This window comes from endosymbiont GvMRE of Glomus versiforme (assembly GCF_003546845.1).
Genome location: NZ_NWVA01000002.1, coordinates 108036 through 123503 on the forward strand (window position 1 = coordinate 108036; position 15468 = coordinate 123503).

General features: G+C 30.0%; 15 protein-coding genes and 1 tRNA gene. 7 read left to right on the top strand and 9 right to left on the bottom strand.

The window, feature by feature from the left end; all coding sequences use genetic code 4:
- Positions 1 to 5 precede the first annotated feature (5 nt).
- The 3 genes from GvMRE_RS04160 to GvMRE_RS04170 form a co-directional block, all read right to left on the bottom strand.
- Positions 6 to 2828 carry a hypothetical protein gene (locus tag GvMRE_RS04160; RefSeq protein WP_147410019.1) on the bottom strand — a complete coding sequence of 941 codons (2823 nt, stop codon included), beginning with the start codon at positions 2826 to 2828 and terminating at the stop codon, positions 6 to 8.
- A 69-nt stretch (positions 2829 to 2897) separates the two neighbouring features.
- Positions 2898 to 2986: transfer RNA gene (locus GvMRE_RS04165), tRNA-Ser, on the bottom strand.
- 21 nt (positions 2987 to 3007) lie between these two features.
- On the bottom strand, positions 3008 to 3733 hold the full coding sequence (locus tag GvMRE_RS04170) for a superoxide dismutase (protein WP_147410020.1): 726 nt from the start codon (positions 3731 to 3733) through the stop codon (positions 3008 to 3010).
- A gap of 395 nt (positions 3734 to 4128) precedes the next feature.
- Between GvMRE_RS04170 and rplI the strand changes: the two genes are divergently transcribed.
- Genes rplI through GvMRE_RS04190 form a run of 4 tightly spaced genes read left to right on the top strand, consistent with a single transcriptional unit; the run spans position 4129 to position 8047 of the window.
- Positions 4129 to 4593, top strand: coding sequence for a 50S ribosomal protein L9 (rplI, locus tag GvMRE_RS04175; protein WP_147410021.1), 465 nt, complete (start codon positions 4129 to 4131; stop codon positions 4591 to 4593).
- A gap of 6 nt (positions 4594 to 4599) precedes the next feature.
- Positions 4600 to 4968: a hypothetical protein gene (locus GvMRE_RS04180; protein ID WP_147410022.1), complete on the top strand. Its 369-nt coding sequence runs from the start codon at positions 4600 to 4602 to the stop codon at positions 4966 to 4968.
- A 24-nt stretch (positions 4969 to 4992) separates the two neighbouring features.
- On the top strand, positions 4993 to 6195 hold the full coding sequence (locus GvMRE_RS04185) for a V-type ATP synthase subunit I domain-containing protein (RefSeq protein WP_147410023.1): 1203 nt from the start codon (positions 4993 to 4995) through the stop codon (positions 6193 to 6195).
- Positions 6188 to 8047, top strand: coding sequence for a polyribonucleotide nucleotidyltransferase (locus GvMRE_RS04190; protein ID WP_147410024.1), 1860 nt, complete (start codon positions 6188 to 6190; stop codon positions 8045 to 8047). Before GvMRE_RS04185 ends, GvMRE_RS04190 begins: the two co-directional genes overlap by 8 nt.
- A gap of 161 nt (positions 8048 to 8208) precedes the next feature.
- Here GvMRE_RS04190 and GvMRE_RS04195 read toward each other — a convergent pair whose 3' ends face one another.
- A complete protein-coding gene (locus GvMRE_RS04195) occupies positions 8209 to 8970 on the bottom strand; it encodes a hypothetical protein (RefSeq protein WP_147410025.1) in 762 nt (253 codons plus the stop codon).
- A 49-nt stretch (positions 8971 to 9019) separates the two neighbouring features.
- Here GvMRE_RS04195 and GvMRE_RS04200 point away from each other — a divergent pair, with 49 nt between their 5' ends.
- Together GvMRE_RS04200 and GvMRE_RS04205 are read left to right on the top strand one after the other, a co-directional pair.
- On the top strand, positions 9020 to 9601 hold the full coding sequence (locus GvMRE_RS04200) for a hypothetical protein (protein ID WP_147410026.1): 582 nt from the start codon (positions 9020 to 9022) through the stop codon (positions 9599 to 9601).
- A gap of 3 nt (positions 9602 to 9604) precedes the next feature.
- On the top strand, positions 9605 to 10738 hold the full coding sequence (locus GvMRE_RS04205; RefSeq protein ID WP_147410027.1) for a class I tRNA ligase family protein: 1134 nt from the start codon (positions 9605 to 9607) through the stop codon (positions 10736 to 10738).
- Between the two features lie 93 nt (positions 10739 to 10831).
- Here the strand turns inward: GvMRE_RS04205 and GvMRE_RS13520 are convergent, their stop codons facing one another.
- The 4 genes from GvMRE_RS13520 to GvMRE_RS04220 all read right to left on the bottom strand — a co-directional run bounded on the left by GvMRE_RS13520 (position 10832) and on the right by GvMRE_RS04220 (position 14484).
- Positions 10832 to 10978 carry a hypothetical protein gene (locus GvMRE_RS13520; protein WP_172575252.1) on the bottom strand — a complete coding sequence of 49 codons (147 nt, stop codon included), beginning with the start codon at positions 10976 to 10978 and terminating at the stop codon, positions 10832 to 10834.
- 1223 nt (positions 10979 to 12201) lie between these two features.
- On the bottom strand, positions 12202 to 12639 hold the full coding sequence (tsaE, locus tag GvMRE_RS04210; protein WP_147410028.1) for a tRNA (adenosine(37)-N6)-threonylcarbamoyltransferase complex ATPase subunit type 1 TsaE: 438 nt from the start codon (positions 12637 to 12639) through the stop codon (positions 12202 to 12204).
- Between the two features lie 10 nt (positions 12640 to 12649).
- Entirely contained in the window at positions 12650 to 13324 is a 675-nt protein-coding gene (locus tag GvMRE_RS04215; RefSeq protein ID WP_147410029.1) for a hypothetical protein, read from the bottom strand.
- Between the two features lie 230 nt (positions 13325 to 13554).
- Entirely contained in the window at positions 13555 to 14484 is a 930-nt protein-coding gene (locus GvMRE_RS04220) for a M48 family metalloprotease (protein ID WP_147410030.1), read from the bottom strand.
- 474 nt (positions 14485 to 14958) lie between these two features.
- Between GvMRE_RS04220 and GvMRE_RS04225 the strand changes: the two genes are divergently transcribed.
- Complete coding sequence (locus tag GvMRE_RS04225) at positions 14959 to 15201, top strand: hypothetical protein (RefSeq protein WP_147410031.1); 243 nt, start codon at positions 14959 to 14961, stop codon at positions 15199 to 15201.
- 37 nt (positions 15202 to 15238) lie between these two features.
- Here the strand turns inward: GvMRE_RS04225 and GvMRE_RS04230 are convergent, their stop codons facing one another.
- The gene (locus GvMRE_RS04230) at positions 15239 to 15451 is read right to left on the bottom strand and encodes a bL35 family ribosomal protein (protein ID WP_147410032.1); all 213 of its coding nucleotides are present in this window, start codon (positions 15449 to 15451) and stop codon (positions 15239 to 15241) included.
- Positions 15452 to 15468: the final 17 nt, after the last annotated feature.

A 15468-nucleotide genomic window follows, 5' to 3' on the forward strand; every position in this document is an offset into this window, starting at 1 on the left:
TTTTATTATCGAAAGGGATCTTCTTCTTTTTTTTTGCGATATCAACGAAAAAGAAGAATCAATAAAAAACCAACAACAGCAAAAATTACTAATGTTTTTTGGGAAATCCAGTCTTGACCTTCATCAACGCTTTCACTTACGGAGTCATTTTCTTCTTCTTCCAAAGTAAGCAATTCAAGTTCGGTTTGCTTTTCATTAATTAAGGAAAATTTTTCTGTTTCTTTTCCTTGTTGAATTAGCCGAAAATTTTGTTCAACCTTTTTTTGGATTTGGGCTTCTTGTTCAGTTAATTTTCTTATTTTAGTTATTCCTTGCAATTCTCTTTGTAATTGTTGAAGTCAATGTTTTTTATCTTCTACAGAAGTGGCTTTATTAAAAGCCCTTTGGAAGCCTCTGACTTGATACAAATTGCTCATTGGTTCTACTATTTTTTGAAGAGTTTTTTGGAGTTCAATTTGTTCACTATTTAAGAAAGGTTGACCAATTTTATTTAATAAATATCTAACTTCTTCTAATTGTTGTTTTTGGATAAAATAATCTTGCTCTTTTGCTTCTTGTAGTTCTTGGCAATAACGAAGATATTTATTAATCTGGTGAGTAATTAATCAATTTTTTTTCTTTTCTTTTCGGGACTTGATTTGTGTTTCTAATAATTTTTTTTCATCTTTTATGCTTTTAATTTGGCCTCTTTCCCTTTTGCCAAAATTAGGAAATCATTTCTGGTGAGAAAGACAATTAATTTTTTCAACCAAGAGGGTTAATTCTTGTCCAAATTGAAAAATTTTGGTAATGCTCTCCATTTTTTCTAGTTTTGTCTCTCAATTTTGGTACTGTTGATGAAGTTCTTGGAGTTTGATTTTAGTTTTTTTAAAAGTTTCATTGAGGTTTTTTTTAGTTTGCTCTCGGGCTTCGGTTAAGGAAGAAATTTTGTTTTCTCGTATCTGATTAATTTTATTGGTTATTCTTTCTATATAATACTCTAAGTTTGAAAAATCTTTTCAATCTCTTTTATCAATTTCTCGAACGTAGTCTGAATAAGCACCTAGTTCATTAATATTTATCACCGGCGATTTTTTTAGTTCTTGGTCAATGAAGTCTTTAAAATAGTCTTTGGCTTGATTTAAAAATCTTTTTTCTTGAACACTTAAAATGTTGTCTACTAAACTGCCAGAATCTCGCGAGTCTTTAATATCTTTTTTATGTCCTTCTAGCAAAAGGGGGGTCCAGGTTTTTTGAAAAATTTCAATTATTCCGTCGGCTAAAATACGATTTTTATCTTTATATTCTTGGTATTGAGGGTCTCTTCACTGCTCTATAGAATAGCCCAAATTAATTGCATTTTCTGCTTCACTTTTTTTGATTTGCGCCTCGTATCATGGTTTATATTGACTATTCTCTTTTAAATCATTGGGAAAATAACCTAAATTGTTTGGTAATCCGTCCTGTAAACTCTGCTCTTGAAGATATTTTTCTAAACCAAGATAATTAATTGTGCCATTTTCTTGTAATCAAGGATAATTTTCATTTCAGTTTAAATTAGCAAAAAAACCTTGCTGGTTAACATTATGCTTAGAAAGTAATTGTTGAAGTTTAGAGTCATTTTCATAAATGGAAACCAATTTTTCTTTTAAATACTCTCTGAACGAGTTTTGGTATTTTTCTACTTTTTCAATTATTTCCTTAAATTCTTGGTCAATATTTGCTAATTCTTCTTTAAATTGGTCAATTTTGCCTTGATTTTGGTAATCTGTCATAGTAGAAAATACTTTCCTTTCCAGCAAAGAAATTTTGGCTTCTAATTGATTCTCATTGGCAAATTCGGCTAGTTTGCGAGAAAGAAAATTTTTTTGGTCCATTAGTTCTTGGCTTGCTTGGTCACTAAGTTTATCGTTAAGTTGTTGGAGAAACGAAAAGTATTTTTCTAAACTTTTTTGGCACCAATTTACCCTTTCTTTATATTCATTTTGGTATTTTTTCAGAAATTTTTGACTTTGCTTTTGAACAGCAATTCGGGCTTGTTCCTGGGGAGAAACAGCAAAGCCAGTTTTAATTTTGGTAAAACCATGATAATTATTATCTATTTTTAGTATGCCCTCTTCCTCATCTCGTTGTAAAATATCTTTCAAGTTGGTTAAGTTAAATTGAATTATATCTCCGTAGTTTATTTTTTCTGAGGCAATGATTCTAATTTTTTTGTAATCTTTTAAGCCAATTTTGGCTAAGTCTTCTTGGCACTTAATTAGATAATAGTTGCCTTTCTTTTCGAGATTTTTCACCAAAATTTCTATTAGACCAGGCTGAAAAGGGGTACTTTTTTCTAAATCTTGAAAATCATTTATCAATAGAATTTTGGCTTCGTTAGTTGCAGAAAGAAGGTCATATTTTTTGATTCCACTGATTACAAAAAAATACTTATTTTTGTTTTCTTCAATTATTCCTTTATATTGGTTATCAATATCAGAAAATTGAATTTTCGTAACCTTTTCTCCATTTCAAGCATGAGGGAAAGATAATTCTATTTCTCAATTATTGTTGGCTTCTTCAATTTTGCTAACTGCAAAAAGAAAATCAGTTTTGGCAGAGAAAATAACTAAATGAGAGGAATTAATAATTACCAACTCATTATTATTTGGCTTAAATTCAATTTCATTATTTTGAATATTTTTGATAATAAGTCATTTATTATCTTTCTCACTTAAAAGTTTATAGTAGCCTTTAAGGGTGATTTTATGAATTGTTTGAGAGTTATAAGAACACTCAGAAACTGATAATTCCAACCCTTGATTAGTCGAGTTTTGAGTTAATAATTTAAATTTTATTGTTGTCATTTGCTTTTATTCTTTGGATTTGAGAAATCTCTCTCTCTCTCTCTCTCTCTCTCTCTCTCTCTTGTTATATGGCGGAGTGAGAGGGATTCGAACCCTCGTGCACTTTTAGTGCAGCGTCGTTAGCAGTGAGCTACCTTAGACCGCTCGGTCATCACTCCATAATTAATTTTTTTAATGAATTAACCAAATAATTTAGTCTCCTGAATGTATATTTCATCAATTCGTTCTCAATCAAGACAATAATAAACCAGAGCATTTAAATACTCTTTTTTATAATTAGTTCCGTATTTTTCAGGATTATATTTTCTTAAATAAGCATGCTCTCACATATCAATAGCAATTAAAGGTCGCAAATTAGCCATTCAAGGACTATCTTGATTAGGAGTTTTAATAATTTTCATTTTGTTGTTTTCATCTAAAACCAGCCAAGTTCAATAACTGCCATAAACAATACCATTAATGGTTGGGTCAAGGGCTTGTTTAATTAATTGTTCTTTTAAATCACTCTGAGGGTCTAAACTATCAAAACCACTATCACGAAGTGCTTCTAAAAAAGCTTTGCTAGTATTTATTTTATCTTTTGCTAAATGTCAAAAAAAATAGTTATGATTAATTAAACCACCACCATGAAAACGAATGGCTTCTTTAATTTGTGGAGTAAAAGATAATTGGTCAAGATTTTGCAAAAGACTTCTTAATTCAGGATAGTTATTTTTTATATATTCTCTTTTGTCTTTTTCCAGTTTAGCAAGAGTTAAATTTAAATTAGTTTCATATCCTTTATGATTTCCATTATAATGGTCATTCATAATTTCTTCAGGAATATGGGGCTCTAAGTCTTTGAGTTCATAATCCAAATCTATTCTCTGGTAAATAGTTTCAATTTCTGGTGCTTTTTTTTCCATAATTATTATAATTTTTACTAAATTACTATATTAATAAGGTAGCTTTTTTAGGTAAGTTTTTTTTCGCAACTCATTTCTTAAACAGACAAAAGTTTATATTCTCAACTAAATAAATTAGAAATAATTGAACTAGAAAAGAAATTAAAAGCTTTTATTACTGATTATTTGGCAATAGTTATTGGAGCATTTTTTTGCTTGCGAAATTCTTCTGGAAAATAAAATTTTGTGAAAATTGTGAATAGATATTGACATTAATTTTTAGCATTGTAATTATTCTTGCTCAAAAAAGTAACATCCTTAGTAGATTAATATCTGATGTGAAAAAGAATTTATAGAGAAAAAATTCAAGAACAAACTTTTTGAAAAATCAACCAGATTTCTAAAATTAGTATATAATGAGTAAGAAGTTAGAAGTTATTTTAACAGAGGATATTAAAAACTTAGGGAAAAAATGGGAAGTTAAAAAAGTCAGATTTGGCTATTATTACCATTATCTAAAAGACGAATTAAAAGAAAAAATTTGGCTTTATAATCCCCAAAATCGTCAAATAATGGAAAAAAGAAAACAACAAGAACACTCTGTTTCCTTACTCCGAGAAGAAAAAGCCAAGGAACTTTACGAAAAAATTAACAATTCAACTCTTTCTTTTTCTTTAAAAAAAGACAAAAATGACAAAGTATTTGGTTCCATTCGGGCTGAGGATATTTTAAAAGAGATGAAAAATCAAGGTTTTCACTTAGAAAAGAAGCATCTTTTGGACTTTACTCCTTTAACTAATTTAGGTGATAATTTATTGAAAATCAAATTGAGTGAAAAATTGATAGCCCAAGTAAAAATTATTATAATAGCAGGCGAGTAAAAAGTTATGAATGATATAGAAATAGTTTACGATAAAGAAGTTGAAGTAGTGTGTGAATCAAAAGTTTACAGTTCCACTGCTTCCAACCAAAAAATATACTACTTTTTATTTTTAAATAAAGAGGGAGAAAAAGAGTTAGAGGAAAAAGACATTGCAGTCTTTATTTGAGAAGAAACTTTTATGAAACTTAAACCTGATTATCAGAGTTTGATTGAAGAATTGGTACAAAATAAAAGAACTGCTCGTTTTACTATGAGAGGAACTTACCAACAAGGAAGAGGAGGATATAATACGCCTTCATTCTATGTTAGAAAAATTGAAAATATTGAAGTAATTGATGAAGGGTTTGACGATGGAGAGCAAGTAATTTTTTAGGAAGGGGGAATAAAAAACTAATTAATGACTTCTCAGTTATCACTCTTAAAAGAATTGCATCAAAAATTCGATAAACCACTTACTTTATTAGAATTTGAGGAATTAGTAAGCGAATCAAAAAATTATCCTTTTGAAAGCGAGAAATTTTCAAAAGAAGAAGAGCAAGAAGAGTGGAGTTTAGGAGTTACAGTATTTTTTAAAAAACTTAATGTATACGAAATTTGTATTTCTTTCTGAGATGAACAAAAATTATCACCAACGGAGAAACAATTAGAATATTTAGAAAAATATCAAGCCGACTTTTCCACCGAATTACTGCCTCTTTTTGACGATTTAAAAAAGGGTTCTTCTATTGCTGAAAAATATGAGGAATGAAAACAAAGAGCCATTAAACATAAGCAAATTCTCGATAAACTGCTCCAAAACGAAAAAGATTGTAAAGCAGAGTTCCAAACTATTTATCAACAGGCTAGTAATTCCCAAACTTCTTTGCCTGAACTGAAAAATTTGTATAACCAAATAGGTCAGATTGTCGACAAATATCCCAATTTTAGACCAAGTGAAAAAACCAAGGAGTTATTTTTAGAGATTTTAGGTGAATTTTCTGCTCGAATAGGAGATTTTCGAAAGAATTGACGAGAAAAGGAAAACATTAATCCTACCAATGAAGAACTAGACATTTTAGAGTTTTTGTTGAAAGAATTTTTCTCTTTTTTCTATGAGGAAATTACTGACGAAGAAGAAAAAAAACAAATGAAAAGAGAGTTCGACCAAGAAGTAAATATCATTCACCAAGAAAAAAGAAAAAGAGGTCAAAGCATTTCCAAAGACACTTCTGATGACAGTTCTAACATTAACAAAAAATCCCAAGAAAGTCAAAAATTAAACCAGCAAATAAGTGAATTAGAAAGCAAAGTAAAGCAATTAGAGCAAGAAAAACAGCCAGGTTCCAGTAGTGAATTAGAGAATAAAATTAAAGATTTACAGAGTCAAATAAAAATATTGCAAAATGAATTAGAAAAAACTCAAAAAGGTTCTGATAATAGCAGTAAAATTAGCCAAAATCTTTTTGGGGGAAAATCTTCTGCTCCTGCTGAAAATACTAAAAATGGTAAACAAAAAAATGAATTTCCTTGAAAGATTGTGCTTCCTTTGGTAGGAATAATAGCCTTATTGATAGGAATAATTATTTTTGCGTTTTGACGCAAAAAGAATAAAAATGAATAATTCAACACAAAAAAAATTTGAGTTTGTTTTTCAAGGGAAAAAAATAACTTTTGAAATCGACCAATTAGCCACCAAAAGTGAAAAATCTATTCTTTGTCGCTACGAGAATACTGTGGTTTTGACAGTTTTGTGTCTTAAACAATCTGTTGAAGCTAGTAAACTAAATTTTGTTCCTTTAACTGTCTTTTTTGAAGAGAAATTTTATTCAGTAGGCAAAATCCCTGCTGTTTTTAATAAAAGAGAGGGTAAACCAGATTATAACTCCGTTACTATTGCCCGACTAATTGACCGTTCCATCCGAAGTTTTTTTCCGCTAGGTGGCCAATATGAAATTCAAATTACTAATAGTGTTTTGGCTTTTGACCCTGCTGCTGACCCACGATTAGTAGCTTGTTGAAACTCAATTTTAGTTTGTTATTTATCTTCTCATTTGTCCTCTTTTAACCAACCCTTAGCAACAGTAGTGATAAGCAAAAACCAAGAAGAGTTTATTTGTAATCCTAGTATTGCCCAACTAGATGAATCTCCTTTTGAATTAATTATTACAACCACTAAGGAAAATATTGTAATGCTCGAATTAGGAGCCGAAGAAATTGCTGAAAAAGAGCTTGAAAAAGCAGTTATTTTCGCCCAAAAACAAAATCAACAACTTTTGCAATTTTTTCAACAAATCGCGAGTTCTTTAAACATCTCAAAAAATTCTTTTTTAACACCAAAAAAATCAATTGACAAAAACTGGCAAGAAAAAATAAAAGAAAAGTTAGAAAAAATCTTAACTACTAAGGATAATTGACTTAGCAAAGAAAAAAAACTCGAAGAAACTCTTGCAAGAGTAAAAAAAGAAAATATCGAGCAAGACGCTAATGTTCGAGAAGAAGAAATTGAGCAAATTTGGGACCTAACTCTCCAAAATTGAATGCAAGAAAATTTTTGCCACACTCAGCAGCGAATTGATGGGCGTAAAAAAGAAGAAATTCGCCCGCTAAATATACAAATTAACTATCTTCCTAATGTTCACAGTAGTGCTTTATTTCAAAGAGGGGAAACTCAGGTTCTTTCAGTAGTGACATTGGGAAAAACTAGTGAGCGACAGTTAATTGATAATATTTTTGTCCACACTCATAAACATTTTATTCACCATTATAATTTCCCGGCTTTTGCGGTGAACGAAATTGAGAAATTTAAGTCTATTTCTCGGCGAGAAATTGGACATGGGCAATTAGTCGAAAAAACTTTCCCTCCTTTATTACCATCGGTTGATACTTTTCCTTATACTATTCGAGTAGTTTCAGAGGTACTAGGTTCCGATGGTTCCTCTTCCCAAGCTTCAATTTGTGCTACTTCTTTGGCCTTGATGACAGCTGGTGTCCCTCTGCAAAGGTCAGTGGCTGGAATTGCCTTAGGATTACTAGAAGGAGAAATTTTAGTTGATATCAATGGTCTGGAAGACAAACTCGGAGAAATGGATTACAAAATTGCTGGTACGGAGAAAGGTATTTGTTCCTTACAGTTAGATGTAAAAAATCAAGGAATTTCCTTTCTCACTTTCCAAAAATCTTTGCAAGAAGGCAAAAAAGCCCGAACTTATTTGCTCCAAGAAATGAGCAATTTTTTGCCGAAAACTCATCTGCAATTGCCTCCCCAAGCTATTAAATTTAAAAAAATTTTTGTTGGCACTGAGCGTTTTGGATTAGTCGTTGGTAGCCAAGGAAAAAACATTAACCGTTTAATTCAAGAAACCGGAGTAGAGATAGACTTGCAGCAATCTAGTGGCTTTATTCTCCTTTATCATCATGACGAACAACAATTAACTAGGGCTATTCGTTTTATTGAAAATCAAATAAAAAAGTAGAAGTCTCTAAACAATTAAAAATTATGGATAAAAATTGGTAACAGAAAGAGTTAAAAAAATTGAATTACCCTTATTACCAAAGCAAAAGGATATTAATTTTTAGAGTTAATGGACATAAAAATTTGATTATTTTTCCTTTGCTTGGCTCAGATGCTAAAAATTTATTTTGGGGAATATTGAACTTGTTGGATTTGTGCTATTTGTTGTAATTGATTTTGTAAAATAGTTACTTGTTCTTCCAGGCTCCTAATTTCTTCATTTTTTTTATCAATGATTATGTTTTTCTCTTCTAGGACTCTCATTTGTTCTATTATAGTGTTTACTTTTTCTTCTTCCGAAAGTGATTTTATTCAATCAAAATTTTCCTGTTGAGAAACTTCTTTTCCTTTGCCCTTATTTGAGGAACTTGAAGTTTCTTCTGGAACATTACTCAAAGAAAAATTCATTGCTTCAAGCAACTCAATATTTTCATCTAATCCTTGTTTATTCCTTTGATAAACACTTGTTAAAAGGGGATGCTTTTCTTCTTGAAAAAGTTTTAAGGTTGATATTAATTCTTGCATTTTTTCTTTTTTTTCATTAATTCCAATTATTTTGGCTATTTCTTTTATTTCTCCTAAAAGAAATGAATAATAAAGACTAAAAAAACTTTGTAGAGTTTCCTTTTCGTTGCCTTCAATTTCTTCTACAGAATTTAATTCCTCTATTTTATCAGCAATACTAGTCTCATAATTGATGTTTTCTGTAAAATAACTAGTGAACTCATCATTATCTTTGCACAAAGCAGTTTGCACATTTCTAAAAAGTTGGTCTAATTGTGATTTAGTTTCTTCTAAATCTAAATGATAAGTAAATTTATTTTTTTCGTAATTTTCTACAAGTTTCAAAACTTCTAAAAATTTTTCTTTATTAAGTATCTTCATAATACTCTTTTTTAAGTAAATAGTATTAAAATTATAAAAAAGAAATTATATGGCTAATTATATTTTCGAATGAATTTTCTTTGCTAACAGCAGTAATGAAAACAAAATTGAAATAACTTTTGGCAATTTACAAGAGGAGTGAAAATATGACTATTTGAAAGAGGCAAAAGGAAAAAAAATCAATGCCTTTGTTATAAAAGGAGAAAAAGCCACTAAATTAAATAAAGAAATATCACGACAAGCATTAGAAGATTTCCAAAAGTTCCTATCTAATTTTATGGGAAGCACTCTTATCATTAAAGGAGCTAAAAAAGAACCAACAATTGTTCCTGTTTCTGAAGAAAAAGTTAATTTTATATTTGAAAGCGAAGATTTTGAGAGCGTTATAATTACCAAAGGAGAAGACGAAAAGAAAATCCTTCGTGATTTGGAAAAAGAGTCCGAGCAAGAAAAACCAAAGGAATCTAGTTCCAAAGAAAAAACTCAGCAAGAACAAGAAGTCCCCCCAACTAGTAATGAAAAAATGAGCCAATGGAAAATTTTTCTTTGAATTAGCGGAATAATTATTTTTCTATTATTAGCCAGTATGTTTCTTTATTTTTGGTGAAAAAAGGAAAGAGCCAAAAAGTAATCTATGAAAACCAATAAACAAAAAAAAGGAATCAGTTGACCAGCAGATTTATGTTTAGAAGGAAACGACCAATTTCGTGGTTGATTTAATTCTTCACTTATTATTTCTACTATTTTAACTAATAATCCTCCTTATAGGCAAGTAGTATCTCATGGATTTGTGGTGGACGAAGCCGGAAGGAAAATGTCAAAATCATTAGGGAATGTTGTCGAACCTGATGAAATTATTGAAAAATTTGGGATTGATACTATTCGTTTGTGAGTAGCCAGTACAGACTTTGCCAAAGAAGTAAAAATTGGCATTCCTTTATTACAAGAAGTTCAAGGTAACTACCAAAAAATTCGCAATACTTGTCGCTTCCTTTTGGCTAATCTTGCCACTTTAACTGGCGAAGAACAGTTAGTTAAAGAATTAGAACCAGTAGACGAATGAGTTTTGGCAAAGCTAGACAGACTAACGAATTATAGCCAAGAAAATTACGAAAAATTCAATTTTAATTTAATCTATAAAACTCTTTTACATTTTTGTATCAATGATTTAAGTTCTTTTTATTTTGAAATTAGTAAAGATAGTTTATATTGTGATAGTTTAGAAAGCCTAAGGAGGAAGCAAATTATTACAGTTCTATATTATCTTTTAGGTGGATTATTGAAAATTATCACTCCTTTGTTGCCTTTTCTGGCAGAGGAAGTATATGAAAACATTCCTTTTAATTTTGGTTATGCCCGAAAGGAAAGTGTAATGTTTTTGCCTGATTTCCAGTTTTTATCCACCATTAATGAGCAAAATTTAAAATTAATGGAGGGTTTTTTTTTATTACGCCAAGAAATTTTTTCAGCCCTGGAAAAAGCCAGGCGAAGTAAAATAATTCATACTAATTCCCAAGCCCAAGTTTTAGTTATCCCAAAAAAGGAAATAAAAATTTCTCAATTTTCTTTACTTAATCTGGCTCGTTTGCTGTTGATTGCCCAAATAGAATTTGCCGAGAAAACTCCCCAAACTGATTTCTATGAAGAACAAAAATATTTAATAAAGGTAGTAAAAACTTCGGTTGCTCGTTGTATTCGTTGCTGAAATTATGAAGAATTAAAAGAAGAATCTTGCTCTCGTTGCTGAAAAGTGCTTAATCAAATTTAAAATCACCCCTGGCTAAATAAGACCTAAAATTAGCCGCCTTATTAGCAGGAATTCAATCAAAAGCATCAAATCTTTTGCCATTTAAGATTTTAACTAAACAAGCATCACAGAGATATTTATGCTGATTACTTTCTTTTTGGGTTCAATAGCCTCAATTGTTTTTTTGGCTGTATTGTTTTTTTTTTGTATATCATTTTTTTGTTTTTTCTTTTTTTGCTTATCTTTGAATGGTGAAAGCATAATAAAAACCTTAGCATAGACAAAAAGCATGATATCGCTGGAGTAGGAGAAGCTATTTTAACTTTTTCTAGTTTCCTAGTATTTTTTTTAGCTTTTTTTTCTTTTAGTTCTTTAAGCGGGTGAAAACATAGTTGACAGAAAAAAATAATAAAACAAAAGAAAAACAAAAGAAAATGGATACCAAATATAATCCTCTTCTTCGTATTCTTGTTGTTATTCATTTTTTTGATAAAATTGTAAAATAAATTTACATGGAACCATTAGGATATCTTTTTTATTTTCTTATTTTTTTTCCTTTATGAGTTATTTTACTTGTTTTCTCTCTAGTATACAAAATCTATCATATTCAACAACAGATTAAAAAGCACAAAAAAGCAGCCGTTTTTTGATGAGACTGGTTAATGATTAGTTATCTTTTACTTATGCTTGCTTGTGTTATCTTATATTTGAATCGTTGTGACAAGTTAATTTCGATTATTGTTATACCCATATTTACTTTTTCTTTATTTTTGCTAATTAGTAGATTTTTTTATCCCCAAAAATCTTCATGAGCAGATTGATTACTAGTTTTTCCTACTTTGCTTGCTTCTACTTTAGTTTTTCTTCATTTAATTATTATTTTTTATTATTAAACTAAAAAATGTTGAGTAAATAGTTAACCAACAGAGAAGACTCAGCGGGCAAAGGTTAAGAAACGAGAGGCAAGCCAGCGAAGGTTGAATTAGTTCAAGCAGTTTAGAAAGAAAAAACAGGCTCCAAAGAGAATTAAATGAAAAAAAGCAAGAGTTAGAAGAACAGATAAGGAGAAGTGAAGATAGAAAAGATGCTTCTCGGCAACAAATGGAGGCTTATATTCAGCAAAGGTTAAATAATAATTTTTCTAGGAGAGATTAATAATTCCTAATTTTTTACAAAAAAATTTAAAATAATAAGCATTATGATAAATAATAATAATACTAATAAAGGATTAGAAAAATTAAAAAGTCATCATAATATTAGCACTACCTTGCTTCACTCATTACGGAATAGAACTGATTTTCAAATATGTGTATAGGTGTTTGTCTTCATGATGAAGGAAATGGATATAAGTTATATAGCCAGCAATAAAGAAACTCCTATAAGTGTGAAAGACTAAAGGCGAAAAAGTGGTAAAACCAATATTTCCTTTAAAGTGTTTTTTGTCTTTTATTCAGGTTTAATCAGCAATCTACAAAAGAATGTTTTTAGTTATTTCATTTTACTTCAACTAATCTCAGTTCCTTTTCTTGAAAAAATTGAAGTTTAAAGGTTAAGCAAATATGTTCTTTGTTCTGTCAAAACTGGGGATTTTTTTCAGGTCATTCAATAACATTTAAATTGTTAATGGTTAATTCCTCAAAAACAGAAAGATTATCCTGGGAAGTTAAACGAAAAAAATCAAAATGATTTAAATAATAGTTATTCCTTATTTTGTATTGCTGTAAAATGGTAAAAGTGGGTGAATTTACTGTTTGCTTGATTCCTAGTTTTTTAGCGATTATTTGGGTGAAAGTGGTTTTGCCTGTTCCCAATTCTCCTTGCAAAAGTAAAAAGATATCAGGTTGAAGGTAAGGCAAAATAAAGTCTGCTAGGTTTTCCAAATCAGTCAAGTTTTTTATGACAAAAGATTGATTTGGGAGCATAAAAGTAAAATTATTTCTTTTTCTTAAATAACTTAACTAATATAAACACAAGTCCAAAAAGAATTAAGGCAACACTAATTCCTACGCAAAATTCTTGTCATTTTCATTGATTTTTATCCTCTTTTTCGAAGTTCAAGTTATTTTTCGCTTTACTAAGTCTAGCGCCACAGCCTCGGCAATATTTATCAGTGGAAATAACTTCTTTGATTCCATGATTAGGACAATATCTTCTTACATATTCAGGGTCTTTTTTGGTTGTTTCATTATTTTCTTGACTAAAGACCTCAGCAATTTTTTCGTGTAATTTCCGAATTCTTTCATGCTCTTTTATTATCCTGTCGTGTTCCTCCATTATTCGAGCATGTTCTTTCAATGCTTTTTTTTGTTCTTTTAGACTTTTATTACTCTCACACTTTTCTCACAACTTTTTCTTTAATTCTTCATTATTAATGGTATAATTTTCTACTTCTCCCCATAATTCTCAACCTTGTTTCTTGCTATTAGGAGAATAAGAATAATCTTTATCAGATTTAAATTTATGAATTATTTCCTTTATTTCTCTAATTACTTCGGAATCGCCCTGGTAACAAAATCAATCAATTTTTCCGTTCTTTTCATAGTCATAACCAATTACACTTCCGTCTGGATAACGGGTTCATGAATTACCTTTTATAGTTTCTGTCATAATTTTTTATATATATAATATAATTTTAAGTGAACTACTCGCCACTTGGAGAAGTGGGAGCTTCTAAAAAGAATCAACAGACCTCACCTATTTCTAGGTCGTGTTCCTGTTTCACGAAGTCCGCTCCGAACTCCGAGATGCCTACACATCTATATTATAATTTTGCCAATTCATTCCCAGTTATAGAACAAGGGGACTTCTTGGCAAGGTTGGGTTAAAATTGCGAGAAATTAAAAATTACCTCTTTGTTTTTTTAACTTTTTCAAGACTGCAATTCTTTCTTCTAATGGTGGATGGGTGCGAAAAAGTTCTAAAAGTCAATCACTTCTTTTTTTGCCAGTGCTAATTTTTAAGAGAGAAATAGAATTAGGCTCTTTTTGGTAATCATTAGTTTGTTTTTTAGTCTCTTCAAAATCTAAATCATCTTCTGGGGTTTTTTCTTCCGGCAAAAAATCATCCAAGGATTCTTCTTGTTTTTCTAAGGATAACAATTTTTTCAGAGTAGCAATCATTCGGTCTGTGCCCACAATTTCAGCTCCTTTACGGTCGGCTTTTAATTCTCTTTTGCGGGTAACTCAACAAACAATTATCAAGGCTATAATTCGCAAAATAGTAGTGACTATAATGTAAAGAACAAAAGCAAAAATAAATCGGACAATTTGACTACCAAAACTTTCCTCCTCGTCTCGGCGACGGGGAGCCGCTGCCAACACAAAAACAAGAGAACTTAAAACAATAATCACTAAATCACAAATTCCTTGAACTAACAAAATAAATCTTAAATCTTTGTGAATTAAATGAGAAACTTCGTGGGCTAAAACTCCTTTAATTTCATCATCAGTAAAATTTTTGATTAAACCGGTAGAAATGGCAATTAAACTATCTCCGGGACGACCAGTAGCAAAAGCGTTAATTTCCCGTGAAGGATAAATTCCTATTTCCGGCATGGGCGCTTCATAATGGCGACAAATTGCTTTAATAGTACGAACAATTTCTGCCAATTTTGGGTATCGTGCTAGGTCTTTTCGGTTATCAATTCTTTTTACTCCTTTAAACCAAATAGCAATACTTTTAGCCCAAAAATAAGTAATCAAAGGACCAAGCAAAAGTAGGAAAATAAAGAGAAAAACAATAAGAATTATTAAAGCAGGGTGGAGCATATAAATAAATTTTAAAGAGTTTTAGATTTTTTCTTATTATAAGTTAGTTTCGTTCAAATTATTAAAAAAGAAAAGAGCAAAACAATAAGAAAAGCAAGCGGTAATCAAAGAAAAAATAACAAAGAATTTTTTTTAACAAGTCATTGGAAAATTGGGTAAGGATATTTTTTCAGGTAAAGACCTAATTTGTTTCCGTCACCAAAATTAAATCGGGAAAGAAAGTAAACATAAATAAAGTAAAAAACAGGCCAAATAAAAGAACATAAGATACTTCTGGCTAGATTTTTTTTCAAAATATCTATTCTGGCTCATGCATAAAAGCAATAAATAGTTAAAGGAGGGGCAACTAAGTGCCAAAGAATTGAATTTAAGTTTAAAAGAAAAGAAGGATGTTTTCGTCCCAAAGCACCAAAAAATAAATTAAAGAGGCAAAACAAAAAAGTAATTAAATTAAAAATAACTGACAAAAAAGGAATGAACTGGGATAACCACGAAGAAGTCTTTTTTTTTTCTTCCCGAACTATTATAATTGCTGCTAGAAGGGCCAAGATAGAAGAATGAACCGACCACCAAGTAAAAAAACGAAGTAAATGAAAAGACAAATGAAAAGGCAGATTATTTTGAGTTTTAAAAAAAGCTACTAAAATTCCTAACAAGTGGAACAAAAAAGTTAAACCAATTATAATTCTTTTTTTCGAGCAGGCAAACATTCTATAATAAGTTTTGAAAAAAACTTAACAATGGCGAGAGAAATTTAAATACTTTTATGGTTAATCATTTTCCGGCTTCGTTTTACATCACTACTACTTAAAAAAGCAACCTTTCGAGAATTTTTTCTTTGCCGACTAGTTTTATTGCCAAACAAATGAGAAGTATTGGATTTCCCTCTTTTTAATTTGCCATTAGCAGTTTTTTTAGCAAATCTTTTAGAGAAGGATTTTCTTGATTTGAACTTTATCGTCGACATATATTAATGTTTTTATA